The following is a 25,936-nucleotide window of genomic DNA, read 5'->3' on the forward strand; positions in this document are numbered from 1 at the left end:
ACGCGAAAGCCCCAACGACTCCCCATCAACGGATGCAACAACGAGAGCGATATTTAGTAGCTTCAATTCACGCGTCAAGAGTAACAAGCGGTCGGCCCCGCCGCGTCGAGCGGCAACGAACGCCGCGCGACGACCTTCGAGGGGGCCATTCGATGCGTATGAGGACGATCGCGAGGGCCGGCGCATCGGGCGCGGTCCGATTCAACTCGCGTTGCATCTAACCCTTGCCGAATCGGCATCGGATGAATTTCGCGGACGCTGCATTCGACCGTCCTGGGCGGCATGCGGACAGCGCCGTCGACCGTAGGACCGGCGCATTGGCGTCCGCGCGACGGGGGGCGGCCCGATCGAACGTCCCTGTGAATGAATTGCCGGCCTGTGACCGACGCGCCTCACTCGGCCGGGGGAACGGTCACGTCGTGGGTCGCCGTCACGCGATAGAGCGTGATGTGCACCTTGCGGCCGCGCGTGTAGTTGAACCCGTCGAGCCGGTCGAGCGGCACCGCGTCGGTCTCGCGCTCGGCCAGATGGGCGAGGAAGGACGGCCGCTCCGCGTCTTCGACGAGGGCAAGGCCGCCCTGATAGGCGCCGACCTCGGCCGCGCCCATCCCGTCGGTCAACCGCGTCTCGGTTCCCAGCGCGAAGAGCAGGCTGGGCTCGGCATAGCCGGCGGCGACCACCGGCGGGTCGCCCGGCCTGGCATATTTCGCGACGAGCGCGGCGGCGCGCGGGCTGATCCAGATCGCGTCCAGCCGCGGCCCGGCGCCGGCGGTAAGCGTCGGATAAGCCACGAAAACCGAGAGTATCGCGAAGGCGAAGGCGGGCACTTTCGCGGTGCGAAGATAGAGGATGAGGGCGGTCAGGCCGAGGAGCGCGCCGAGCACCGCCGGCGCGATCAGCCACCAGGGCGCGCCGGGCCCATAATAGAGCGACACCAGGATCGGCGCGGCCGCCAGCGCCGCAGCCCCGATCAGGAACTGCACGGCCGATAGATAAGAGAGCGCCGCCTGCCAGCGCGGGCCGTTGGTCTCGCGCGGCCACAGCATCCAGACGGCCGCCAGCATCGCGAGCGGTGGATAGGCCGGCAGGATGTAGTTGGGCAGCTTGGTCGGTACGATTTCGATCATCAGCCAGCTCGCGCCGGCCCAGGCCAGAAGGAAGCGGGTCGCCGGATCGTCGCGACCGCGAATCGCGGCGCCGAGACCGGGCACGACGAACAGGATCGCCGGCCAGAAGGTCAGCGTCACGAGCAGCAGATAAGTGCCCGGCCAAGCGCCGTGGCTCTCCTGCCCGCCGGCCAGCTTGGCGGCGAAGTCCTGACCCAGCGACTGTTCGTAGAACGCACCATGGCTCGCGAGCAGGATCGCGATGCCCCAGGGCAGCACGATCAGCAGCATCAGCGGGACGCCGAGAAGCGGCTTGGTGCCGGCAAGCCAGCGCCAGTCGCCGCGCCCCCAGGCGATGAGCGCGAGCACGGTCACGGCGCAGACGCCGGGCACGACCGGTCCCTTCACCAGGATGCCGGCGGCGAAGGCGCCCCAGCCGATCAGGACCAGACCCGTGCCGACCGCCGGACGGTCGGGCGCGCGCGACGCGAGATAGATGCGAAGCAAGACGCCCATCGCGCCCATCAGGCAGGCGAGCTGCACCGCGTCGGTGGTCGCCATGGTCGATTCGGCGGTGAGGAGGAGCGAGGTCCCCATCAGCGCCGCGCCGAGCCAGGCGACCTCGGGGATCGCAAAGGTCCGCGCGCACCAGAAACATAAAAGGACCGCCAGAATGCCGCCGAGCAGCGAAGCGAGACGGTAGGTCCAGATATGGCTGCGGTCGCCGAGGCCGGCGATGGCGGTCGTCGCGGACTGGAGCCAATAGATGCCGGCCGGCTTCTTGTAGCGCGGCACATGGCCGAGGCGGATGTCGATGAAATTGCCGGTCTCAAGCATCTGGCGCGAGGACTGCGCGAAGCGGCTCTCGTCGCGGTCGATGGGCGGCAGGCTGAGGATGCCCGGCAGCCACAGCGCCAGGCACAGCACGGCCAGCGTCGCCCACCAATGGCGCGCCGCCCAGGACAAAGCGTGGCCGGTCCGCGTCGCCGGCACTTGCGGCGCGAGCATCACGGGCGGCGGGGCGACAGCCTCGTCGTTGCCGCTCATCTGGAACGTCCCTTGTATGGCGTTGCCGCGGCCGGGTGCCTCCGGCGGGGGGATTGCGGCAAATGGGTCATCCTGGAACAAGCCTGTTTCTTGAGGGGCCGGGCCTGTATAAGGCGCCCGGCCGCGCGCCCGAAAGGCAGGCCCAAGGACGGCCGGCGGGCACTCTATTCTACGATGGGATCGAACGGAACCTCAGCATGGCGGTCGCCCTCTCCGTAGTCGTGCCGGTCAAGGACGAAGCCGAGAATGTCGGCCCGCTGGCGCGCGAGATCGCGGCCGCGGTGAACGGCGAGGACGCCGAGATCATCTTCGTCGACGACGGCTCGACCGACGGCACCGGCGCGGCGCTGGCGGCACTCAAGAGCGAAATCCCGTCGCTGCGCGTGATCCGGCACGGCCGCAATCTCGGCCAGAGCCGCGGCATCCGCACCGGCGTGCGCGCCGCCCGCTCCGAAACCATCGTCACGCTGGACGGCGACGGCCAGAACGATCCGGCCGACATCCCCAAGCTGCTCGCCGTGCTGCGCGGCCCCGACGCGGGCAATGTCGGCGTGGTTTCCGGCGTGCGCGCCCGCCGCAAGGACACGTTCAGCCGGCGCCTCGCGTCCCGGCTGGGCAATGCGATCCGCGCCCGCCTGCTCGACGATGGCGCCATCGACACCGGCTGCGGCCTCAAAGTGTTCCGCCGCGAGGCCTTCCTCGCCCTTCCCTATTTCGACCATATCCACCGCTTCATCATCACGCTCATGATCCGCGAGGGCTATGACGTGCGCTTCGCCGAGGTGAACCATCGCCCGCGGACGCATGGCCGCTCGAAGTACACCAATTTCGGCCGGCTGCTGGTGAGCGTGAACGACATTCTGGGCGTGCGCTGGCTGCAGCGGCGTTTTCGGGCCAACGCCGAATCGCGGGAGATCTGATGAGCTATCTCACGCATCTCTATATGCTGGCGCTGCAGCACCCTTATGACACCGTGTGGACCGGCATCGGCTTCTTCGGCCAGGCGATCTTCGGCGTGCGCTTCCTGATCCAGTGGCTGCGCAGCGAGCAGGAAGGCCACAGCGTGGTGCCGGTCGCCTTCTGGTATTGCAGCCTCGGCGGCGGGCTGATCAGCTTCGCCTATGCGGTGCACATCCAGGCCTGGCCGCTGCTGATCGGCCAGGGCATGCCGATCCCGATCTATCTGCGCAATCTTTACATGATCTACCGCGACCGCACCCGGAAAGCCGCGGCGCCGCCGGCTTAACCATCGGCCGCGTTAACCGCGCCCCTTTTTCGCCCCAATATGGTACAAGCCTGACGGCCGTGTCGGTCCCGTAGCTTTAGCCGCATTTGCCGGCGGTGCCGGAAATGCCCGTGGGGAGGATTCCATGTTTCGCCTGTTTCCGCTGCTTGTGATTCCGCTCATCGTCTACAATCTGATCGCCCTGGGCGGCGGCGCGATCCTGCATCACGCCACGCAGGACCTGCTGAGCTACGAGCACGCCGTGTCCATTCCGATGTTCTCGGGCGATGTCTGGAAGTTCAGCTTCGGCGACTTCCTCGTCCTGCTCAGCCTGTGCCTGCTGTTCGTGGAAGTGGTCAAGGCGACGCGCACGACCTCGCGCGAGATCATCAATCACGGCCTGTCGCTCCTGGTCTTCATCATCGCGCTGGTCGAATTCATCGTGGTGAAGGGCTTCGCCTCGACGCCGTTCTTCTTCATCATGGTGATGACGCTGTTCGACGTGACGGCCGGCTACACGATCTCCATCGTCGCGGCGGAGCACGATCTCGGCCTCGGCCGCGCCGGCACCGACTAGGACGGCACGCAAGCCTTCGCGAACGGGCGGTCCATGCGGGCCGCCCGTTTTCGCGCCGGCCGTTCAGTCCGCCGGCTTGCCGACGCGCGCGGCCGGCGCAAGCTCGGCGCAGGCGGGCGCCAAGGCGGGGTCGTGGCGGACGGCCTGCCGAAAACAGACCTCGGCCCGCTCCGGCTGGTTGAGCTGGCGATGCGCCAGGCCTTTCTGGAACCAGGCGCCGGCGAGCGTCGCGTCGATCGTCAGGGCGTCGCCGCAGGCGAGGACGGCCATGCGCGGCCGGCCGAGCGCGTTCAGGCATTCGGCGAGCGCGCACAGGGTCCGCGTCGATTTCGGCGCCAGGGCGTGGGCGCGCTGCAGATCGTCGAGCGCATCCTTGAGCTGGCCGCGGCGCAGCCTGCACCGGCCCCGGCTTTCGAACAGGAGCGGATGGGTGTGGCCGGCATCCAGCGCCCGCTGGGCCAGTTGCGCGGCAAGGTCGAGATCGCCGGCGGCGATCGCCTGCTCGATGCCGGCGATAAAGAGCGGGGGCTGGGGCACGCCGTCCTGCGAGCTCTGCACTGTCCTGCCTTCGGTCGGCGGACATTCCCCAACGTCCGCATGGCAGCGCTCCGGGCGCGAAACTAGAATCCGGTCCCGCTCAAAAGTTTCTCGAACCGAACAGAAAGTTCATGTTGCCGAAGGCAAAGTGCGGGGTGCCGCGCTGCCCGCAAGGGGCCGGTTCGGCGAGGGCGAAATTCCCAGGAATTGTCCGGGTTTGCATTTGGCCTGCAGGCGGGATATCTCGCGCCGCCGTCTATCAAGGCGGGCGTCCCGGACAGGTGGCCGAGTGGTTTAAGGCGCACGCCTGGAAAGTGTGTAACGGTTAATAGCCGTTCGAGGGTTCGAATCCCTCCCTGTCCGCCACTTCAGAACAGAACTGGGCACGCCGGGCGTAGCCGGCGCTACGCCCGCACCAGTGGCAAGGGTTCTGAGCAAATCCCCCTTCGATCCCATGATGCGGACTTCTTTGTCAGCGACTTCGACGCGCTGGGCAAGCGCGCGGAGATGGTCGCGACGGTAGCCACCACCCTCGATCCGCATACGCTCCCGCGCCGTCCGGGCGAACTTGCGGACCATCTGCGGCGTGATCGCCTGCTGGCCGGAGCTTTCGAGCATGGCCTGAGCGCGCTCGGAGTCTGCCTGCGCCTGATCGCGAGTTGCCTTGAGGCCGGCGATACGGTCTCTCAGCGCCGTGTCGCCCAGATCGGCCACGCCCGACTCGATGGCGTCATAGAGCCGCTTGAGCCGTAGGTCGGTCTCGGTGGCGCGCTTGTTCAGTTCAGCGATGTGTTCGCGGCGACGTTCCGAGCGCTCCTGCCGGCGGTCGAGCACGGCGGCCAGCACTTCCTTAAGCCGCTCGGGCTGCAACAGCCTGTCCTCGATATGGCTGGCCACAAGGTTGTCCAGCTTCTCCATCGGGATCGAGCGGCCTTTGCAGCCCGTCTCGCCCTGCCGTGCCTTGATCGAGCAGGTGTAGTAGCGATAGCGCCCGCCCTTGCCCGTGCGGAGCGTCATAGCCCCGCCGCAGTCAGCGCAAAAGCAGATGCCGGTAAGGAGGGTGGGGCCGCTGACCACACGGGCCGGCGTGACTTTGGGGTTTCGTGAACGAAGATGCGCCTGCACGGCATCGAAGGTCGTCTGATCGATGATCGGCGGCACGGCGACGGTGACGATCTCGCTGACCGGCTTCAACGCCTTGGCCTTGGAGCGCTTGTTGAACTCGTGCTCACCGATATAGGTGCGCCGCGTCAGGATGCGATGAACCTGCCCGATGCCCCAGCGTCCGCCGTCGCGGGTGAAGAGGCGGTGGCGGTTGAGATGAGCCGTGATGTTCTTCACGCCCATTGGGCCGGACGTGCCGTCGCCCTCCAGCGCAAGCCTATAAATCAGTCGGATCGTGTCGGCGTGCAGCGGATCGATTTCCAGCTTCTTTTTGACCTTGGCCCCACGCTGCTCCGCCGCGACGATGCGATAGCCAATGGGCGGCAGGGAGCCGTTCCAGAAACCCTGACGGGCATTCTCCTTCAAGGCCCGCAGGACGTGCTTGGCGTTCTCTTTGGACTGGTACTCGTCGAACAGCGCCATGATCTGACGCATCATGACGTGCATGGGATCGTCGCCCATCTCCTGCGTAATGGAGACGAGCTTGACGCCGTTCTTGGCGAGCCGGCGGACGTAAAATTCAAGCTCGAAGTGATCGCGGAAGAACCTGCTGAACGAATGGACGATGACGACATCGAACACCGCAGGCTTGCTGGTGCCCGCTTCGATCATGCGCTGGAATTCGGGGCGGCGGTCGTTCGTGGCGGATGCGCCGGGTTCAACGTAGGTCTCGACAAGCTGGTAGCCGCGCGACTGGCAATAGGTTTCGCCCTGCCGCTTCTGATCTGGAATGGAGACATCATGCTCGGCCTGCCGCGCCGTCGAGACGCGCAGATAGAGGGCGGCGCGCAGCGGCACGGTCATGGCAGAAGTCTCCTTGTCAAATCATCGGCACGGCCCAAACAGTTCATCGAAGAGGTCGCCGAACCATGCCTCGAACACGTCAACCTCGGCTTCCGTGACCGGGACGCGCCGGGGCCAGTCGTCGGTGACGGTCCACGTCGCAACATCATGCTTCGGCGGCCGGCCGATGCGGGGCCACGGCTCCAACTGGACGTAAAGATCGTCGGGCAGGACGTCCAGGTGCGGATAGTCGCGACGGTCTTTGCGGTGAAGGGCACGCGGTTGGGACATCCCGACAGGATCGCGCGACTAACCCGAGACAAGAATAGCCGAATTTTACGCCACAGCACGCTTCGCGGCGGAGCGTGAAAATACTTGCGTGGTATGACATCAGACGAGCGGAGCGTAGCGAGCGCGGTCCAGAGCAGTTCCCTCACTGTCTAAGCCTCCCGTTGCGTCCTCGGAGACACGGCCAGCCCAAGGAACACGAGGATCGCTTGATTGAGCCGTAGGATGTCCTCGTCGTCCAAGCGACCGACATGCGCGCCGACCTTAGACTTCGGGACGGTAGTGATCTTGTCCACCATCAGCCGGCAAGCTGCGCGCAGCCCGTTGCGCTCGTTCGGCTCCACGGGCAGGCGGAACAGAGGCGCTTCGGTTGCGTCCGTCGTAAAGGCGCAGACGGTGATCGAGTCGGTGGCGTCGAAGCTGTCATCCTGCACGATGACAACCGGGCGCGGTTTGCCCGCGTAATCCTTGCCGCCGGCGACGGTCCAGATGTCGCCACGCCTCATTCATCGCCCCAGTCCGATACTGCGTCGATAAACGCCTGATCCTCGCGGGCATGCGCGCTCGCCGCCACGGCCAAGGACTGGCGGTGTGCCTCCGACCGGAACGATGGCGAGCGCACATCCGGTACCCAAATCTGAATTGGACGAAGGCCCTGCGACCGCAGGCGTTCTCGATGTTCCCGTACCTTCACGCGGGAGGGCTTGGGCCTCGATGCCGATGGCATGATCAATCTCCAAATAAGTTACATGTAACCTATCACGGGCAATGGGCCGTGACCAGCCCCTCGTCAGGGAAGGAGTGGATCACTCCCAATCAGCCTTACTTGCCTGGAGAGCCCCCTGCCGGGCCGGGGACAGCCGGTCAAGGCCGTAAGCCGCGCAGCGGTGGCGCGCCAGCGCCAGCCTTGACGGGCTGGAGCCGGTCCGGCCTCATCGAGGAAGCAGGTTTGCATGGGGAAGCATCAATCTCGGCCAAATAAACGCCCAAGCCAGCTTTTGGGGCGGTTCCGGTCATTCCCCGGCACGGCCGCGCTCGACGACTTTTGTGGGGGTGGCTCGGGCGAACTAGCGATAATTGCCGTCACACGCTCAAGCTCGGATCGCCCCTTCGCTGTTATCATGTCGCTTGGCAAGCTACGGAGATTGTAAACCCATTGAAGGCGACACATGCAGCCAACTTCTTGAGCGGGCCTTGTGGAATCATTGATGTAGCCGTGGGCGCCCGCATTCATAAGGCCCTTCTCGATAGCCCAATTGCCCCGCACGGCGTAAACTTTTCCGTCGCGCGCCTCGTGATCGTAGGTCTTTTGATATTCGCCTTGTTCATCCAATTCGCTGTAGTGCCAAATCGCTGCAAGCGGATTTCCTTGAAGGGAGAATATGTATTCGATCTCAGCGGCAAGGCTATTTGCCTTATAGACATAGAATAGCTTCTCCCACTTTGCTAATTGCTGAAGCTCCTTCTTGATCTCCGTAATCTGTCTTTTGGCAGCCTTGTCTTTTGTTCCGACGCTCGGCACTTGTTCAATAAATTGCTCTAATCGAGAGTTAAACTCACTTATCTGCTGATCGAAATAGTGCTGTGCCTGCAAATGATAAGTCGCTACGCACTCTGCAAGGCAGACCTTTATATTTGGCAACAGCGCGTCGAAATTCCCTGCGATTTGACTACCGCTAGAACTAACTAGGCCAGATTGGCCGTCGCCGCCAATGATTTGACGGGTTGGCATGCCTCTGACTTGTATCACCTTTTCAAGAAAATCTTCGCCGGCCAGCTTATAGGTGGCTGTCGCTTGTTCGACCGTAGCCGATATGTCCCGTACGACTTCGGCCACCTGCCTCTTGATCTCATCTTGGTGAGCGTCCGACTGCGGGCCTGACTTCATAAAGGCCGCGAGGGAGTCACCTATCGCTTGAATGGCCTCGCGGGCGTCTAGCATGAGCGGCCGTTCCTTCACTAATTTGCATTCATCCATAAATGTCCGGCCGCGGTTACGCGGCTAAGGGCTTCGCACTTATCGTAAAGCCCGCCTCCGTTCATATAAAATCCGAATCTCCGAGGCGTGGCGTGACACAGGCGATCATAATCCGATCCCAAGTTCTCTTTTTCTACCGAATCCCCAATCAATGCCGCCGTCGGAGCGCCGGACACCGCTGATGTACTGGTCGATACGCTTTTCGAGAACTGGCTGCCAGGGCACGAGCTGGAAGCCCATGCCGTCCTCGATCATGGCGAAGCGCCCGCTGGTAAGATTGGCGACGCCCGCCAGCCGGCCGGTCACATATTCCCCCGGCCCGCTTGGCGCGTAGGGCAGCCCGCGCTCGGCCGCCATCTGCCGGCCAACGTGATCGACCTCTTGTCGTTCCAGCGCGGCGATGGTCTTGCGCGGGATGGTAATGGTTTGCCCATTGTCCGTGGCGTAGCCTATCTCCACCAGCCGCTCGGCGCGGCGATGGAGGGCATCCTTTACCTCCTGGCCGAACCCCGCCTCGGCCAGCGGGGTCCGTTTGTCGGCGACAAGCTCCCGATCCAGCCAGGTTGCGCCGCCGCTGCCGATCTGCCGTTCAAGGTCAAGGGTGGAGAGCGTGCGGGCAGCGAAGTCCTTGGGTCGCCCCTGCGCGTCATAGGCGACACCGCGCTCGGCGATGTCGGCGGGGATTTTCCAGTGATCGGCGTCGATGCGTTCGACGTGCCCGGCACGGCGAAGCGCTTCCAGACGGCGGACATGGGAGCGGATGAAGGCGTCCGGGTCGCCGTGGCGGCGTTCGATGATGTCCCGCGTGGCTTCCAGATGCTGGCTCGGCCGGTAGATGCCGCCATTGGCTTCCGCCATCGTGTTGATATTGAGGTCGGCGGGTCTCGGCTCGGCCTTGGTCGGGGCGGGATCGAGCGAGATGATATGCCCCCGTTTGATCTCGTCCAGCTTGGTCGCATCCGCCGTCTCGACATAGTGGGTGCGACCGTCTACCCCGTCGATGACCAGATGCAGCCGGTCGCCCATCTCGTCGCCGGCCAATCCCTTGGCGAGCACGCGCCCGACGACTGGATGGGCGATCTGCTTGCCGTGGGTGACATACTGGCTCGGGCCGCGCTCGTCCGCGATGCCGTGATCGGCCAGTGCCCGGTGCATGGTCTTGATGATGTCGTTGCGCTCGCCCAGAGCCTTCAAGGTCGGCTCGGCCCTGTCGGAGATGGCCCAGCGTCCAGGTTCGGTTTCGGTGGCGAGGTCGTAGCGTTCCAGCCGCTTCGCCCGATCGATCAGCAGATGCCGGTTGGCGCGGACGGTGTAGCCCTCGGCGGCGTCAGGGCGCAGGTCCACGACGCCCTTCTCCTGTTGCTCGGTGATGAGCATCCGGTCGAGCCGGGTCAGCCGTTCGGCATCCACCTCGGTCGCCAGCTTGCGGGCGACATCAAGCTCGGTCTGTGGCCCGAGTTCCAGCGTCACCAGTTCGCTCGCCCGGTGGCGGACCCCATGGGCTATGTAGTCGCCGGCGATATTGAGGATACGGCCATCGTCGAGAACGCCCCGAACGATCACATGGGTATGGGGGTGGCCGGTGTTGTGGTGATCGACCGCAACCCAATCGAGCTTCGTGCCGAGGTCGGTTTCCATCTGCCGCATGAGGTCGCGGGTGAAGCCGCGCAGGTCGCTCATCTCGACGGAATCCTCCGGCGCGACGATGAAGCGGAACTGGTGACGGTCCTCCCGCCCGCGCTCGACAAAGGCACGACCATCCGCCTCGTTCTCAATGGCGGAATAGGCGCGGCCCTTCTCGCCGTCGCGCATCACCCCGTCGCGTTCGAGGTAGCGCAGGTGGGCGTCGGCCGCCTTGCTCACCGTGCCGCGCATCTTCAGGCCGCGTGAGCCGCGCTGCGGGTTGAGCTTGACCACCCGCGCCTTGACCACCACACGGCGCGAACGAAACCGCGCGCCGTTCCCGTCGCGGCTCCATCCGCCACCGTCTTTCGGAAAGGAAGCCACCACCTTCGCGCCCCGGCCGTGCGCATTGAACCGCCCGCCGCCTTCCCCTTTCCGGCTGCCCGCCGATCCCGATCCCCGGCCGATCCGATTGGGGTTGCCGCCGGCCTTGCGAACGGCCGCCTTGACCTGTTGCAGGAACGGCAGGTCGTGCGAACGGACGCGCGTCCTTTGGGTACGGGACCGCCCCGGTTTGATGCGGAAATCGTCTGCGTCATTGCCTGCCATGACAGGACGATCAGCATCGGATTCGGGATGCGCAAGTCCTCGAAAGCACTCGTCGTGGTGTGGCGGAAAAAGACTTGCTGTAGCGTAGAAACGGCAGAACGCGCCACGCGGCACCTTGCGACCGCCACCCACTTTTGCATTGAAAATAAAGAGAAAAGTGCCTCAGGCGGCACCACGCACACCGTTCGGAGTGCCGCTACATCGCCGTAAAGCGGCTCAAAAACAATGTGCAGACAACCACTTACGACCGAAGGGAGCGCGGATTGAAAATCCGCTTTATCTTGCCATCCCCGTCCCAGCACAAATCGGCGCCTTCGTGCCTTCGCTCTTCCTACGTCGCACAACCCTAACTACGATCTTTGACCATGTCGTCGCTGAGCAGGATTGGCGCATATCGTACAGTCGGGACTGTCCATGAACCTTGATCGGAATGGCGCAAATTTGCGTAGCGAGGTGCCAGGTCGCGGCTGCGCGACGAACGGACTTGTGCATGAGCCACCGCTTCTGAGACCGACGATTAGGATCGCGTCCGCTCCGGTCGTTCGTCGCCAGCAGGACACCGCATCGCCATCTTTCTCGACGGATGAGAGCAAGGCGGGCGCTGTCAGGACGCATGTGGTAATGCTCACGCCGATGCATCGACCGTACGATTCAACTCCTTTGACGGTGACGTTCGACACCAACACGCTGGCCTCGGTGGTTGCCCCCGAAACCGCGCAACGTGGGACCGGCGCAAGCGGGGCCATTGTCGCGGCTGCCATGCGGGCTGGGCGCGTTCGCGGCTTTTTTAGTGAGACCGTTATCACGTTGGAGGGAATCAAGAACGTCGATCGTGCCGACGTTCTTGGGAGCGCTCGGGTGGTTTCCGATGCCTCATCGACCGGCAAGAATAATGTCACTCTCACGGTTGGCATCCGGCATGTCCGAAATCCCCTCGACCCCCGATCCTCTGCAAGAGTCCGGGCGGCACTGGAGCTAGGCATGCGATCCTTACGAACGGCTGCCCGAATCGGCGGATATCATCTGAGGGACCAAGATTGCGAGCTTTACGAGCCGGATGGGGGAATACTCGAACTCGTCCGTTGCATGGACAAGGTAAATGAGCTGACAACTGAAATCGCGAGACGCGGCGTCGGTCAGGCCATCGCTGTCGAGCTTGGATTGCAGTTTAGCCAACGTGATGGTGTCGAGAATCCGGAGTTATTCCTGCAAGGCCTTGGCCGCGCGAAGGATAAGCCGGAAAGGAGAAAGGTAGCAGAAGCAGTCCGTGAATGGGCAGACGGCGATAGTGTTGCTGCTCACTACGGTTTCGGCTTGAAGCTTTTTTGCAGTGAAGATTTCCGAAAGGATGGCACGGGTCGTTCCGTGCTCGACCACGATAATCGCCAGTGGCTCAATACAAAGTTTGGAATTGAATTTGTAACGCTGGCAGAGCTCGCACAGAGGGTAATCGAATGAGCCGACTCCCTACCACCATTATGTTGGCGCTGGTCGTAAGCGTCTGCAGTGCCTCAATCTCATGGGCACAAAACAGCGTTCAGGTTCCAACACAACAAAGAGAACTCACGCGCATCCTTTCAAAATACAATGATCTCCATGAGAGCGCTCCGAACGACATCCAGCGAGACAAGATTGATTTGGAATTTCGGAAGGAGTTTTGCGCGGCGATACCGAGGGGCGAGGTATCCGGCTGGGTCGGTGAGGTGAACTCCATCGATAACAACTCACCAGACAAGGGAATACGTCTGTCCTTGGAGGTGCATACCCAGGATCTGAGCAGCGGCGGATTGGGAGTCGAGCTTTCTTTAGGGAATTACTATGCGTATGGCGTCGATGAACAGAACACGCAGCCTCATGGTTCGACAGTAATTCCCGTTAACTCACCCCTCTACAATACGGTCTCCATGTTTCGGAGCGGCGATACCGTGATTTTCAGCGGCACCTTCATCCCATACTCCTCGCCGCAAGCGTGCTACGACAACGATACCACATACTTTTCGCTATTCCGGTTTTCTACCATCCGGAAAATAGGATGGGGGATTACATTCTAGACTATCGCATGCGCTGCATTCACACGGGCTTGTTGACGGTCTTGCTCATCGGATGGTTGGCGATCAGATGACGCGCGATCTCGCCGAATGGCGTCGTTAGGTGGCTGAAGATGTGAGCCGTGCGCGGCGTGATCCATGGATTCATCTCTGACGCCGGAACGGCCATTTTAATCAACTCGCGTCTGAACGCATAGCCGCGATGGTCGATGGCGGCGAGCGTGAGGATTATCCGAGTGTCTTTCACAGCGTCATAGATCGCGCGCTGCTCGGTGATGGGCGTTCTCTCGCCTAGGGTTACGGATTTGATACACTCAGGCGGGAGATGCTGTGTGTAAACTGGAAACCCGCGGGGACCAATGCCCTTTTCCTCGCAATCTGCAAGGCTGCGTATGACCCGGACTTCCTGCTCGTATTTCCACTCCTCGGACTTTGCGCAAAGTTCGGCGACGGGGATTGGTTGGGGCGGAGAGACGTATGCGCCGACATCGCGCATCGGCCGTCGCGGTCGATATTCGACATCGATCTGGCCGTCGAAGAATTCGTGCGATCCGTCAAACTCAACCACGGCGCCGGCATATTGATTGGCATAGTGGGACCACATTAAGAGCGAGTCACTAACCCGCGACAGACAAAGAATGCCGATAAGGGTGTTGAACTGCTGAACGATGTCGCGCGACATGGAGTCGCTCGCCTGGCAGCCGTCCGGCACCTCGTTCAGCGCACCCGGCGGCGGCTGCCGGCGTTGCGCCCGTACGTCGAACGAAAAGCTGAGCTGCTTTTCGCCCGTGTCGTTAGGGACCACGACTTCCGGCAGCAACTCGAACGGATCGTTGAAGGCGCTCGGCTGTGTGAACCGTATGGAGCCTTCGAGAATTCGCTTCAGGCCGGCGATGTCCACATACTTGAAAAGCGGTGCGGAAGCCGCGCCGGTCGCCGCGTCAGTCATCGTCCTCTCCCTTGGTTGACGGGGCACCTCTGGTCGAAATCTTTACCACGCTGTTAGCCCATGCGGGCCAGACCCGCATTCCGACCTTCGCTAATCCCAGGAGCGAGACGGTCCGGCCTCGGCCAGCCTTTGTGCCTGAGATTATCGGGCTATAGCGTAGACATAGTGCTCATCATCGTCGGCCGTGGCCCGCCAAGTTGACATGTAAGTGTCTGATTATATTATATATTATCGTTTATGGTGCTGCCTACCCCTAACCCTTCCCAAACCCGCTAGGACGCCTCTGGAGCGGGTGCTTTTCTGGGCCAGCCTGGCTGCCTCCAGCGCTGGAGCTAGCGAGTCTGGGCGTAGGGCACCGTGTCGGTGAAATCGCGCAACGCCATGCCGATGTCGCGGCCGCCCACGAGGATTATTTCTGGCTCGTCAGCCATTCATTTCCACTCACTGTCATCCCCGGCCGAGCGAAGCGAGAGGAAGGGGATCCAGGCGGGTAGACCTAGCTTACTCTGACCGCCTGGGCCCCCTCCCCTTCGCGATGCTGTCGCATCGCTCAGCCGGGGGTGACAGGCGGGCATTCATTTCATCGTCGGAATTACGAAGCTGGCGTTTTCGCGCACGCCGCCTTTGGGCCAGCGCGCCGTCACCGTCTCGACGCGTGTATAGAACCGCACGCCCTCCGGGCCGTGCTGATTCACGTCGCCGAACGCCGAGCGCTTCCAGCCGCCGAACGTGTGATAGGCCAGCGGCACCGGGACTTCGGCGACGACCTTGCCGTGCTCGGACGACAGCAGGCGCGCCAGCTCGTCCATGTTCTTCTCGACCATCGCCTTGAAATTGAACATCACCCGGGCGCGGCGCTGGGGATTGACGGCGGACCATTCGCGGAACGCCTTGGACGCGACCGCGACGGTCTTGCCGTCGATGAAATGGCCGTATTGTTTCATGGCATCGAACTCCCGTTCGGCGGTGCTCTACCATGGCGGACGGCAAATCGCACGCGTCCGAACGAATCCGAAAACTTCGGGCGCAGAATGCGGAAAATCGGATGGCGTTCCGGCTATGCGCCGCTGATCCCGCCGCCAGCGCTCAAGTCGGACGCCGGCAACTCGCCCGCCACGCGACACGCACGGGCGGCGGCGCGCGCGCCTCCTCGCTTTCGGAGCTTTGCGCCGCACAGTCTTCAGGCGTGCCGGCGCACGATGCGGTTGCGCAAGATGCCGATCTTCTCAATTTCCAATTCGATCGTGTCGTTCGGCTTGAGAAAGCGGTCGAATTCCAGGCCGCAGCCGGTGCCGACAGTTCCGCTGCCGATGACTTCGCCGGGATACAGGGTTTCCTCGATCGAGATAAAGGCGATGATGGCGGCGAAGGAATGATACATATCGGACGAATTCCCGCCGCCCCAGCGCTCGCCATTGATCCGCACTTCCATGTCCAGATCCTGTGGGTCGCCGATTTCGTCCCGCGTCGTGATCCACGGTCCGAGGACGTTGCCGGTATCGAAATCCTTGCCCTTGGTCGGGCCCTGGCTGAAGATTTTTTCCTTGGCCTGGGTGTCGCGCGCAGAGACGTCGTTGAAAATGGTAAAGCCGAAAATGTGATCCAGCCCTTCGGCGCGCGATATGTCCTTGCCGCCGCGTCCGACGATGCAGGCGAGTTCGAGCTCGAAATCCATCTGCTCGGAATAGCGCGGCCAGATAATGTCAGCGCCGCTTCCAATCACGCTCATCCGGTTGCCCTTGTAATAGGTCGGTCGCTCGAACCAGAGCGGCGTGATCGGCACCGGCGGGTGCCCGGAAATCCGGGAGAGCCGCTCGGCGCCGTTGATCATGTGCTGCTGGAACACCAGGCAGTCGCGCAGCGAGACCGGACGCGGCAACGGCGCAAGTAGATCGAGGCCGGTCAGCGGCAGGCTTGCCCCTTGCGGCCATTCTTCGGCAACACGCTTGGCCTCGGCGAAGCCCGCGTCGCCGGATTCGATCAGGTCGATCATGCTGGCAAAGACATCCCCATCGCCCTTGAGGATTTTCGCCGCGCCCGCAAGGTCCAGGACGCGATCCTTCGCGACGTCCACCGCGCCGATGCGCCGGGCGCCCGATGGCGACAGGAAGGTGGCGAGTTTCATGGGGCCCTCCGAAAGACCGCGCCGCTCAGAAGGCGTAAACCCGCGCCGGATTGTCGACGAATATCTTCCGGCGAATGGCGGCGTCGGGCACCCAGTCATGCACCAGATCGACCATGACCCCGACATCGGGGGCGCTGTCGCCCATGGCGACATAGGGCCAGTCCGACCCCCAGAGCAGCCGGTCGGGATTGGCCGCGACCAGCGCATCGTGGAACGGCTTCAGCTCCGCATAAGACGGATACTGGTTCGAGCGGCGGCAGAGCGTGAGCTTCACATAGACATCGCCGACGCGGACATGGCGCAGCAGCGACTGGAACGACGGATCGCCGACGCCGCGGGAAACATCGAGACAGGCTAGGTGATCGAGCACGATGGCGATGCCGTGCGGAATGAGATCGGGTAGCAGGGCCAGGTGGTCGTCCAGATTCGCCCAGAGTTCGGCATGCCAGCCCAGCGCCTTCATGCGCGGGGCGAGATGCGTGAGTTCGCGCGCCGAAACCGCGCCCGAAAATTTGTTGCCCTGAAGGTCTAGCATGTCGACGAAGCGCAGGCCGCGCACGCCCGCCTCGTCGAGTTCGCGTAAAGCGGCATCGGCGATCGCCGGTGTGGCGATGGCAATGCCCCGCAGACGGCCCTTGGCCGCCTTCAGCGCATGCACCATCAGACGCGTATCGGTGCTGTAGGGCGCGGGCTGCACGATGACGCCGCGCGCCGCGCCGATCGTATCCAGCATCTTCAGATGCCGCTCGACCGGTGCGTCCGGCGGCGGGTAGCTCGACGGAAGCATCAGGGGAAAGCCGTCGAACGGGCCGAAGACATGCGTGTGCCCGTCGCAGGCCAAAGGCGGCAGCGTGTTGCGGGGCCGCGTAGGCATTTTCGGCATGACAGGTTGCTGGACATCGGCCATTTCGGATTACCTTCTCGAAGACGTCATTTGCGGCGCGGGATCAGGAAACGACGGGATCGGGCCTGGTGGCGCGGACCGACGGCCGGCTCTCAAAGCCTTCATGCCAGGCGGCCAGAAGCGGCCGGTCGCTGCGCCAGGAAAGATCGGCGAAGCGAAAATCGATATAAGAGAGCATGCAGCCGAGCGTGACGCTGCCGATGTCGAACGGTGCTTCGGCAAGCGCCTCGGCCTGTTCTTCCAGCTGATCGAGGGCCGTCGCGACCTTGAGCGCGAACGCCGTCAGCAATTCCGGCGTCTGCCGTTCCAGCGTCTTCAGTCGCTCCTGCCGCCACAAGATGAGCGCATCCATCAGCCCGTCGCCCAGAGCCTGGCGGCGCAGCGCGTCCCAGCGCGCCTCGCCGGCCTCGGGAAAGAATTTGCGCTGGCCGTGAAGGGCGTCGAGATATTCGCAGATCAGCCGCGAGTCGTAGAGCGGACGGCCGTCGTCGAGCACAAGCGTGGGAATCTTGCTGAGCGGGTTGTCGTTCAGCAGCACCTCATTGGCTTTTGTCATCGAGACGGCGGTGCTGGCCAGCGTCAGGCGCTCGGCCTGGCCGGTTTCATGCGCCAGGATCATGACCTTGCGCACGAACGGAGACCGCGATGCCCAATAAAGCTTCATCGAAATGCCCCAACTCCGGTCTTGTGAACGCGCCGATACTGCCCATGGGCGCCTGACGCGGACTTTAGAGACGAAAATCCGGCTCCTCAAGACCTATTAAGCCATGTTTTTAGTCTTTCTTGCCGTGACGCCAGCCGGCGGTCCGGCCGCAGGCCTATTTCAGCTTCATGCTGAGCCAGACCACATCGCCGCGATAGACGGTTTCACCCATGAAGATGAGCGAACCTTTCTTGTCGGAGGCGTAGCGCCGCATGAAGGCGACGGGGGCGTTCAAATCCATGTTAAGCATCTCCGCGGTGACCATGTCCGCGGCGCCGATCGTCAGGATCTGGCGGACGTCGCCGATTTCCAGGCCGCGCACTTCGGACAAGATTTGCAGGCCCGTCTTCGTCGCGATCGTGGCGCGCGGCACGCGCTTGCAAAGGGCCTCGTCGATATAGATGTCCGATAAAAGAAACGGTTCGCCGTTGCGCCAGTGGCGGCGGCGAAAATGGCGGTAGCCTTTGGTGTGCTTGCCCGCGACATCCGGCAGCACGGGAAGCTGCTGGTTGACGCTTTCGGCGAGGGTTTCGATCGTCGCGCCCTTGCGCGAACGCAGCAGGCCGGGCCAGTCCGTCTCGACCTCGCACCACAATTGCTCTTCGGGATGGTGCGTCACGAACGTGCCCTTGGCACGGAACCGTTCGATCAGCTTTTCGCTGTCCAGAATATCCAGTGCCTGTCGCACGGTGGCGCGCGCAACGCCGTGCTCCGCGGCCAACTCCTCGATCGTCGGGATCTGCTCGCCGATCTTCCAGCGTCCCGTCGCGATATGGCGCCGGAACAGCGTGGCGAGCTGTATATAGCGCGAGACGCCGCTGCTGCCGTTCGCAAGCACCGATTTTGCGTCACTTTCTTGTTCGCGCACTTGTAGTCCTCACTTGAAATATCGTGGCATTGTCGGGGCATTCGACGGAGAAGCCCGCCGCCTCAGGGAGCCGCAAGCAAGGCGACCGGAATGCCACGCCATCGGGCTCTTTGTTTGACAGGATGCGTTCTGCGCTCCAACAATATTACGGCGGAACGGAAACTCCTACACCGGATCTCGCCAAGAATTCCCGCCACTACCTATGCCCGGTGGGCAGAGAATCGTTTCAGGATAGCAGGGAATTTACCAAAAGCGAGATGACTGGACTATAGGCCCATTACGGGCGATCGGTCCGGCCCCATCGACCGTATGATAGCGCGCTAGACCCCGCTCCAAGATCGTGGCGATGCCGGCCGACGCCGATGCACATCGTGTAGAGACCTCGTCGAGCTCGATGACATCCATCGGTATGGCTCAGTCGGCCCTCCGTTCTATCTGCCGTCGCCGTGCGCGGCGCGGGTGCGCGCATGCAATTCGCGCAGGATAGCAAGTTCCTCGCGGCCCGGCGGAACGGTCTCCTCCAGCCGCTCCGCGAAGTTCACCTCCCAACCTGTCGCCGCCCGCACCTGCTCGCGCGCGATGCCGGGATGCAGGCTGACGACGGTGAGAGCCTTGGTCGTTGGATCGGGTTCCATAATGCACAGATCGGTGATGACCTTGACGGGTCCTTTGGTCGCGACGCCGAGGCGCCAACGCTCGTTGCCGCCGCTGCCGAAGCCGAGCGAGGTAACAAAATCGACCTTCTCCACGAAGCTGCGCTTGGACTGTTTCATGACCACGAAGACGGCCTGACAGGCGGTCGCGATTTCGGGCGCCCCGCCACCGCCCGGAAGCCGGGTCTTGGGCCGGCCGTAGGTTCCGCCGACAAAGGTGGTGTTGATATTGCCATAACGGTCGAGCTGGGCCGCACCGAGGAAACCGACGGTGATCCGCCCGCCCTGTAGCCAATAGCGAAACATCTCCGGCACCGAAACCGTCGTCAGCGCGGTCTCGCACAGCTCGCCGTCGCCGATGGAGAGCGGCAGCACGCTCGGACGCGTTCCGATGGTGCCGGATTCGTAGATCAGCGTGATGCCGGGCGCGTGCGACAGCCGCGCGAGGTTGCAGGCCGCGGACGGATTTCCGATGCCGACGAAGCAGACATCGCTGCTGGCCAGCAGCCGTGCCGCCGCGACCGTCATGATTTCGTCCGGCGAATAGGTCTCGGGCATCGGTTCGGGCATCTTTCGGTTCTAGGCTTCGTTGCGCCGATAGGCCTGCGACGCGAATACGTCCGGCCCCTTGCGCATCACGTTTTCGTCCATCCAGGCGAGGAATGTGTCGCGCTCGCGCGCAATGTCGTCCCAGGCGATATAGAAGCCGTTGTTGCGCGGATAATAGCCCTGGGCATAGGACGGAAACGCCCCGCCTCGCACCACCACCACCGCGCCCACCGCCCAGTGCGGCAGGATGCAGGCGTTCGGGCTTGCCGCGTCCAACGACGTCACGCGTTCCTCCACCGTCACGATCGAACGCTTGGCCGCCAGCACCGCCTGTTTCTGCACGCCGACAATGCCCTCGATCAGCACATTGCCGTCGGCATCGGCCTTCTGCGCGTGGATGACCGCAACGTCGGGGCGAATTGCCGGCACGGCCGCCAGCCTTTCGCCGGTGAAGGGACAGGCGATGGATTTGATCCGGGGATTGACCTCGGCCAATTCGGCGCCGCGGTAGCCGCGAAAGACGGCAAAGGGAAGATTGGCGGCGCCGGCGTCATACGCGTTGGCCATCGCGGCGTGGCTGTGCTCGTCGAGCGCCAGGGGGCCCGGCCAGGATTTCTCCACCGCATCGCGAAGACGGTGCAGCGATCCCACTCCGGGATTGCCACCCCAGGAAAACGTCAGCCGGGCCGCGCAGCCCATGCCGATCATCTGGTCGTAGAGGATATCGGGCGTCATGCGCACGAGCGTCAGGTTCCGGCGCTCCTGACGGATGATCTCGTGGCCCGCGGCATAGGGAATGAGATGGGTGAAGCCCTCGAGCGCGACGACATCGCCGTCGCGCACGAATTGCGAAACCGCATCGTGGAGCGTCATATGGGTCGCCATTCAGACCTCGTCCTCGCGGGCCGCGTCGTTCGAGGTGCGCCGCCGGTAAACGATCATAAGACTGTCCTTTCAGTCGAATTAAAGCATAGCGCTTTTGACAAAACACTTAAAACACGGATAATTAGATGATAGCACTTTTTACCGAAAAGAATCGAGGCAGCCACCACAGAGCTGGCCCGCCGTACTGAGGAGACGACCGATGCCGGCATTGCTGCATACGAGACGTGGGATCCTGGCGGGTGCCGCTGTCCTTGCGGTCTGCGCGCCCGCGTTGCGCGCGACGGCGGATGGGACGCCGGCCCGCCGATACCTGACCGTCGTGGCGCGCAAGGACGGCCTCTCGCATGAAGACTTCGCCGCGCAATGGCTGGCTCAGGGAAGCGCGGCGAAGGCGTTGCCGAATTTCTTCAGTGGGCTCGTGATGTCCGAAGTCATCGGCGAGAAATTGCCGGCCAATCTCGACGCCTCCATCCCCTCTGCGCCCGTCGATGGCGTCCTGGAGGTGTGGTCGCCGAACGACGCTGCACGAAAGACGACCTTGTCCGCCGCCAAGGACTGGGCCGCAGCGACCGATGCGCTCGCGAGCAAGGCCACGACCTTTGTGACGCGGCAGCACGTCTTCATTCCGCCGCCGCGCGGCACGATCAAGCAATTCGCGCTCTTGGTGCGCAAGGACGGCTTGACCCATGCGGAATTCGTCGATCACTGGCTCACGATCCACGGCCCGATGGCGCTCACGGTGCCGGGCCTGAAAGGCTTCGTCCTGTCCGAGATCGTCGGCACGATTCCGGGCGACGAAGCGGTGTATCCCGGTATCGACGGCATCGCGGAGGTGTGGTGGGAAGCCAGCACCGATGGGCGGGGACAAATGAATTTCTCCGACCAGATGAAGACCTGGGGCGCCGACGGAAGCACCTTCATCTCGCGCAACAAGAGCCGAACGCCAGTTCTTCAGGAGCACGTCTTCATCGCGCCCGTGATCTGAGCATCGGCGCCGCCTTGCGGAAACGCTACTTCGCGTGCCGCACCGGGCCGATCGGCGAGAGATAAAAATTCAGCACGCCCTTGCCGAACGATCCCTTGGGAAAGGGACGGGTGATGCCGGTGCGCAGGCGGCGAATCACTTCGGCGATGCTGCCGTCGAGATCGTAGCTCTGGAACTCATACGCCGCGAGATAGCCGGGAAACACGGTTCCCGCCGGTTCGATGGCGACGAGCTTGGAGCGCGCGCCCCAGACCATCCCCGGATTGCGCAGCACATCCGGGCGATGCGTCTCGTTGTAGAATGTGTTGAACTCCTCGTCATGGCCCTCGGCCACGTTGAGATGGGCGAAGAGATAGTAGGTCCGCAGTTCGGTTTTGCCCGGAACCGGCGCCGGCGGGCTGATGCCCGGCAAATCCTTTGCCATGACGGTGGGGCCGAGCGGAGAAAAGATCGCGGTGATGGTGCTTGCGGTATCGACGGCATCGGTTTGCGGAATATTCCTGGCGCGCTGAGCGATGGTCGCCCTGGTCGCATCCAGATCCGCGGTCTCGACGCCGAAAATCGTGACATAGGGCGGGCCATCGGGCGTCTGTCCCCGATCGATGTGGAGACGCTGCGCCGTCACGACGCCGGGCACCGCCAGCAGGGCGGGAATATATTGCTCGTCGAGCCAAGCATTGAACGCGACATCCCTGCCCTCCGCCGGCCGGTCGAACTCCATGATGTCGTAATGCCGGGTGGCCTCGGCGGCCGCCGCGCCGCAGACCGATGCCGCGATCGCGACGACCGCGGCACAGATCGCCGCTTTCTTCAAAGCCGAATGATGCATATCTCTCTCCCGGAACGACACGCTTCAAGCCGGAAGACCCTCGCCCGCTTCCGCGGACGAAGGTCCCCGTAAAGATCAGTACCTCATCCGGATGCCGGCCATCCATCGCGCGCCGAGGCGGTCGTAATAAGGCGACTGGGCGGCATTGGCCAGCGAGAAGTTCTGAGGCACCAGCGGCGGATCGACGTCGAACACGTTCACGCCGCGAGCGTAGAACGTCCAGTGTTCGTCGTAGTCGTAGGAGGTCGACAGGTCGACATAGGTACGGCCGGAGATGTTGTTGTTGTTGATGTCCACACCTTGGACATAGGTCGCATTGTAAAGGCCGCCCTGGACGTTGCGAACGAGGACCGAGAACGTATACGGCTCGTTGGTGTAGGTCGCGCCGATATTGACCCGCCAATGCGGCACGCCACTCATGACCTGACCGGCATTGTCGATGGCCACATTGTTGTTGATCGAGATAAGGTGATCGACATAGGTGCCGAGGACGCGGAAGTCGAGATCGCCGCCCGTGCCCTTGAACCAGTCATCCACCGGAAAATCGTAATCCATCTCGAAATCCACGCCGCTGGTCTTCAGGGTCTGCGAATTGATCAACGTGGCCTGAACCTTGGTGATGGTCTGGGTCACGGGATCACGCGTGATCAGGGGACAGAAGATCGTCTGGCCCAGGAAGCAGTCCTGGATGATCGTCTGCACCGGGGTTGTCGTGATCGCGCCCGCGATGTTGATGTTGTAGTAGTCGATTGACGTCCTGAGGCCGGGAAGATAACTCGGCTGATAGACCAGGCCGAAGGTGCGGGTGTCCGAGATTTCGGGCCGAAGCGCCGGGTTGCCGCCGTTGAGTTGCAGGACAAGCGACTGGCGGTTGTTGTTGAACGGATCGGTGACGGGCTGGTTCAGGGTGGTGTTCTGGCCCGAGAACAGCTCGTTGATGGTGGGCGCGCGAATGTCGTGCGAGATCGTTCCGCGCAGACGCAGATCGTCGATCGGCATATAGTTCAAGCCGACCTTCCAGGTCTCGACCGTGCCGCTGGTGCTGTAGTCGGTTACGCGCGCTGCGGCGTTGACCTCAAGCAACTTCGCCCAGGAATAGTCGTTGGCGAGCGGGATGACGGTTTCGACATAGCCTTCCTTGACATTGACGGCGCCATTGATGGGCTGCTGGTTGACCGAGCGCCAGCCGGAAGCGAGCGAAATCGGATCCGATGTGCCATCGATCGTTTCGGAACGATATTCGAAGCCGGTGGCGACGGATACCGGGCCGGCCCAGATGGAGAACGGATTGCCGCGCAGGTTGACCGCGTAATCGTTCTGGCTCTGCTCCTCGCGCGTCCACGACGTACCCTCGTAATAGGCGATGGAGGCCGGGCTCACCATATTGATGCCGAACACGTCGGCCGGTACGCAGCCATTGTTGGGATTCGCCAGGGTCGAACGGCAGACCGGCTGACCGGTGGCCGGATTGATCACCGAATCCACCGCGTTGAGCCAATTGGCCTGGATGCGATTGTTCGGGACGGTCGCATAATATTGGTTGCGCGAAATCTGCGCGTGGGCATCCCACGACCAGCCGTCACCGAACACGCCTTCGAGGCCCGCCGCATAACGGCCGTCATTCTGCGCCGAATAATTGCCGCCGAAGCCGCCGTCAATGCCGGAGCGGCCATAAAGGAAGGTGGTCTGGCCGGCCCCCGCCATCTCGTTCTTGATCGCAGTAGGCAGGAAGGCATTGTCGTTGTGGATCGTCAGTGTGCCGTTATCGTAATTGCTGACGAGGTGATAGAAGCCGGTTTCGTGCGCATAGAGCACGTCGACATAGCCGGTGATGTTTTCGTTGAAGTCGTACGTCAAGCGGCCATAGCCGACGTCGCGCCGTTCCTTGGGGAAGATGTTGGCTTGGCCCTGCTCGCTGCCGCCGCCGCCGCCCTGCTGCCAGAACACGCCGACATATTGACCGTATTGGAACGGATAGGGCGTGCCGCCGACGCCGAAGGCGGTGCCTTTCGCCACGCCGCTATCGATCAAGCCGCCATCGGTCATCTGCGACCAAGTGCAGCCCGTGGCGATGATGTTCGTTGCGGTGATCGGCCCGCTGGTCGAATTCTTCGGATTAATCAGCAAGCAGCCATTCTTGGCGCCCCAGGGGCGCGAGCCTTCGTTGTTCTCGCCCGTATTGTTGTAGACATCCGCCGCAACGACCAAATGGCCGCGCCCGCCGGCGAACGAGGTGCCCCAGGCGCCGGACAGATCGGCCTCCTTGACGTCGTCATAGCCGGTCTGGCCGTACTGGGCTTGCGCCTTCAGGCCTTCGAATTTGTTGTCGAGCGAAATGTTGACCACGCCGGACACCGCGTCCGAGCCATAGGCGGCCGAGGCGCCGCCGGTGACGATCTCGACCCGGTTGACCAGAGCGCCGGGGATCAGCGAGACGTCGATCCCACCCACCGGGTTCGAGGCTTCGAGGCGCCGGCCATCGAGGAGGACCAATGTGCGCGTCGGGCCGAGCCCGCGAAGGTCGAGATTGGCGCCGCCGATCGGGGCGGCATTGTTGGAAACGTCCTGTTGCGGCTTGAACTCCGGAATATCGTATTGGAGGCTGGAAATGTTCACGACGGCTTTGAGCTGAAGCTCTTTCTCGCTCACCGTCGTCATCGGCGTCGGCGCTTCGAAGCCGCTGCGCTGAATCTGGCTGCCCGTGACCACGACCGTTTCCACGTCCGGAGCCGGCGCGGCCGATGCGTCCTGCGCGCTGGCGGCGCCGTGAAAGCCGATGCATCCGACCATCGCCAGGGCAAGCGGTCCGATCATTCCCGCCGAGCGCGCGCGCGCGCGGCTACCCCGCCACCCCTTCCCCAAGGTTTCCGCCGCATTCCTTTTTTTCCGAACCTTCATTGGATTTCCCCCTCTTTCAGGTTTTTGATGAACGATATGGCCGGCGACGGCGGGCACACCACACGCTTCGCCTCATTGGCGAACACCCGTTGTGGGCAAGCGCGCGCGGGCCGGGACGATGGGTGCGGGATTGCGCGGCGGGGCCGCCCGACGGATGCGCGGGCGCATTGCCCTCACATCCACGGCTCAAACCGCTTGGCGCGACCCGAATGTTCAACGCGTCTTCCTCCCAGCCAGCGGCCCTTACCAGGCCGTCCGATTATGCAAGCATTCAATTCAGTTTTCGGCTTTGTTGTCAAAGTCTAGTTCTATGACCTTTACGATAAGGTCGATGCTGTGCCGCGGGCGCCACACCCGCGCGGCCGGATCCTGCTTTTGCAAGCCGCCGCAACGCGACGCGCCCGGCCGTTTGGCGGAGAGAGCGGGATCGATGGCGAAGATGCCGGGAGCGGCATGGCGCTGCACAGATGGGTGATTCGCGATGCGATCGGTTCGAAGGCATCGGCGCACGCAGACGCCATCGTCGTGGTGATACATTCCCTCGCCCTCGCAGGTCACGTTTCCAGCCCGGTGTGATCTCACCGACGCTCTGCGCGCCGGCCC

The 25,936-nt window shown here is 63.1% G+C and carries 24 protein-coding genes and 1 tRNA gene; 9 read left to right on the forward strand and 16 right to left on the reverse strand.

Translation table 11 applies throughout. The features are described 5' to 3' along the window. Positions 1-392: 392 nt before the first annotated feature. The gene (locus WDM86_21745) at positions 393-2,153 is read right to left on the reverse strand and encodes a glycosyltransferase family 39 protein (protein MEI9992643.1); all 1,761 of its coding nucleotides are present in this window, start codon (positions 2,151-2,153) and stop codon (positions 393-395) included. A 197-nt stretch (positions 2,154-2,350) separates the two neighbouring features. Between WDM86_21745 and WDM86_21750 the strand changes: the two genes are divergently transcribed. The 3 genes from WDM86_21750 (at position 2,351) to WDM86_21760 (ending at position 3,955) form a co-directional block, all read left to right on the forward strand. Next, positions 2,351-3,073: a glycosyltransferase family 2 protein gene (locus WDM86_21750; protein ID MEI9992644.1), complete on the forward strand. Its 723-nt coding sequence runs from the start codon at positions 2,351-2,353 to the stop codon at positions 3,071-3,073. Beyond that, positions 3,073-3,399: a lipid-A-disaccharide synthase N-terminal domain-containing protein gene (locus tag WDM86_21755; protein ID MEI9992645.1), complete on the forward strand. Its 327-nt coding sequence runs from the start codon at positions 3,073-3,075 to the stop codon at positions 3,397-3,399. Before WDM86_21750 ends, WDM86_21755 begins: the two co-directional genes overlap by 1 nt. A gap of 124 nt (positions 3,400-3,523) precedes the next feature. Further along, on the forward strand, positions 3,524-3,955 hold the full coding sequence (locus tag WDM86_21760) for a hypothetical protein (GenBank protein ID MEI9992646.1): 432 nt from the start codon (positions 3,524-3,526) through the stop codon (positions 3,953-3,955). Between the two features lie 63 nt (positions 3,956-4,018). Here WDM86_21760 and WDM86_21765 read toward each other — a convergent pair whose 3' ends face one another. Further along, positions 4,019-4,513: a tetratricopeptide repeat protein gene (locus WDM86_21765; protein ID MEI9992647.1), complete on the reverse strand. Its 495-nt coding sequence runs from the start codon at positions 4,511-4,513 to the stop codon at positions 4,019-4,021. Between the two features lie 254 nt (positions 4,514-4,767). Between WDM86_21765 and WDM86_21770 the strand changes: the two genes are divergently transcribed. From WDM86_21770 to WDM86_21780, 3 genes are all read left to right on the forward strand, one after another. Next, positions 4,768-4,858, forward strand: a tRNA-Ser gene (locus WDM86_21770). 141 nt (positions 4,859-4,999) lie between these two features. Beyond that, positions 5,000-5,245, forward strand: coding sequence for a hypothetical protein (locus WDM86_21775; protein MEI9992648.1), 246 nt, complete (start codon positions 5,000-5,002; stop codon positions 5,243-5,245). A gap of 360 nt (positions 5,246-5,605) precedes the next feature. Next, positions 5,606-6,808, forward strand: coding sequence for a hypothetical protein (locus tag WDM86_21780; protein MEI9992649.1), 1,203 nt, complete (start codon positions 5,606-5,608; stop codon positions 6,806-6,808). 71 nt (positions 6,809-6,879) lie between these two features. On the opposite strand, the gene WDM86_21785 is transcribed toward WDM86_21780, so the two are convergent. The 3 genes from WDM86_21785 to WDM86_21795 all read right to left on the reverse strand — a co-directional run bounded on the left by WDM86_21785 (position 6,880) and on the right by WDM86_21795 (position 10,937). After that, positions 6,880-7,233: a type II toxin-antitoxin system PemK/MazF family toxin gene (locus tag WDM86_21785; protein ID MEI9992650.1), complete on the reverse strand. Its 354-nt coding sequence runs from the start codon at positions 7,231-7,233 to the stop codon at positions 6,880-6,882. Positions 7,234-7,691: 458 nt separating this feature from the next. After that, positions 7,692-8,669: a hypothetical protein gene (locus WDM86_21790; GenBank protein MEI9992651.1), complete on the reverse strand. Its 978-nt coding sequence runs from the start codon at positions 8,667-8,669 to the stop codon at positions 7,692-7,694. Between the two features lie 141 nt (positions 8,670-8,810). After that, positions 8,811-10,937, reverse strand: coding sequence for a DUF3363 domain-containing protein (locus WDM86_21795; protein MEI9992652.1), 2,127 nt, complete (start codon positions 10,935-10,937; stop codon positions 8,811-8,813). A 414-nt stretch (positions 10,938-11,351) separates the two neighbouring features. Here WDM86_21795 and WDM86_21800 point away from each other — a divergent pair, with 414 nt between their 5' ends. Beyond that, entirely contained in the window at positions 11,352-12,395 is a 1,044-nt protein-coding gene (locus WDM86_21800) for a hypothetical protein (protein MEI9992653.1), read from the forward strand. Continuing rightward, positions 12,392-12,988, forward strand: a complete 597-nt coding sequence (locus WDM86_21805; protein ID MEI9992654.1) for a hypothetical protein — start codon at positions 12,392-12,394, stop codon at positions 12,986-12,988. Before WDM86_21800 ends, WDM86_21805 begins: the two co-directional genes overlap by 4 nt. Positions 12,989-13,007: 19 nt before the next feature. Here WDM86_21805 and WDM86_21810 read toward each other — a convergent pair whose 3' ends face one another. The 8 genes from WDM86_21810 to WDM86_21845 form a co-directional block, all read right to left on the reverse strand. After that, positions 13,008-13,934: a DUF2971 domain-containing protein gene (locus tag WDM86_21810; protein ID MEI9992655.1), complete on the reverse strand. Its 927-nt coding sequence runs from the start codon at positions 13,932-13,934 to the stop codon at positions 13,008-13,010. Positions 13,935-14,509: 575 nt separating this feature from the next. Beyond that, the gene (locus WDM86_21815; protein ID MEI9992656.1) at positions 14,510-14,878 is read right to left on the reverse strand and encodes an aldehyde dehydrogenase family protein; all 369 of its coding nucleotides are present in this window, start codon (positions 14,876-14,878) and stop codon (positions 14,510-14,512) included. 236 nt (positions 14,879-15,114) lie between these two features. Further along, the gene (locus WDM86_21820) at positions 15,115-16,059 is read right to left on the reverse strand and encodes a fumarylacetoacetate hydrolase family protein (protein ID MEI9992657.1); all 945 of its coding nucleotides are present in this window, start codon (positions 16,057-16,059) and stop codon (positions 15,115-15,117) included. A 25-nt stretch (positions 16,060-16,084) separates the two neighbouring features. Next, positions 16,085-16,942, reverse strand: coding sequence for an amidohydrolase family protein (locus WDM86_21825; GenBank protein MEI9992658.1), 858 nt, complete (start codon positions 16,940-16,942; stop codon positions 16,085-16,087). Between the two features lie 64 nt (positions 16,943-17,006). Continuing rightward, positions 17,007-17,627 carry a glutathione S-transferase gene (locus WDM86_21830; protein ID MEI9992659.1) on the reverse strand — a complete coding sequence of 207 codons (621 nt, stop codon included), beginning with the start codon at positions 17,625-17,627 and terminating at the stop codon, positions 17,007-17,009. Positions 17,628-17,781: 154 nt separating this feature from the next. Then, positions 17,782-18,534, reverse strand: a complete 753-nt coding sequence (locus tag WDM86_21835) for a GntR family transcriptional regulator (GenBank protein ID MEI9992660.1) — start codon at positions 18,532-18,534, stop codon at positions 17,782-17,784. A gap of 431 nt (positions 18,535-18,965) precedes the next feature. After that, positions 18,966-19,757 carry a CoA-transferase subunit beta gene (locus tag WDM86_21840; GenBank protein MEI9992661.1) on the reverse strand — a complete coding sequence of 264 codons (792 nt, stop codon included), beginning with the start codon at positions 19,755-19,757 and terminating at the stop codon, positions 18,966-18,968. Between the two features lie 9 nt (positions 19,758-19,766). After that, positions 19,767-20,621, reverse strand: a complete 855-nt coding sequence (locus WDM86_21845; GenBank protein ID MEI9992662.1) for a CoA-transferase — start codon at positions 20,619-20,621, stop codon at positions 19,767-19,769. A 199-nt stretch (positions 20,622-20,820) separates the two neighbouring features. On the opposite strand from WDM86_21845, the gene WDM86_21850 reads away from it, so the two are divergent. Next, complete coding sequence (locus WDM86_21850) at positions 20,821-21,606, forward strand: EthD family reductase (GenBank protein ID MEI9992663.1); 786 nt, start codon at positions 20,821-20,823, stop codon at positions 21,604-21,606. Positions 21,607-21,631: 25 nt separating this feature from the next. Here WDM86_21850 and WDM86_21855 read toward each other — a convergent pair whose 3' ends face one another. The 3 genes from WDM86_21855 to WDM86_21865 form a co-directional block, all read right to left on the reverse strand. Continuing rightward, entirely contained in the window at positions 21,632-22,435 is an 804-nt protein-coding gene (locus WDM86_21855; GenBank protein ID MEI9992664.1) for a hypothetical protein, read from the reverse strand. A 75-nt stretch (positions 22,436-22,510) separates the two neighbouring features. Then, positions 22,511-25,249, reverse strand: a complete 2,739-nt coding sequence (locus WDM86_21860) for a TonB-dependent receptor (GenBank protein MEI9992665.1) — start codon at positions 25,247-25,249, stop codon at positions 22,511-22,513. Between the two features lie 360 nt (positions 25,250-25,609). Continuing rightward, entirely contained in the window at positions 25,610-25,870 is a 261-nt protein-coding gene (locus WDM86_21865; protein MEI9992666.1) for a hypothetical protein, read from the reverse strand. Positions 25,871-25,936 lie beyond the last annotated feature (66 nt).

The sequence above is a fragment of the Rhizomicrobium sp. genome, from assembly GCA_037200045.1.
Classification (GTDB): domain Bacteria; phylum Pseudomonadota; class Alphaproteobacteria; order Micropepsales; family Micropepsaceae; genus Rhizomicrobium.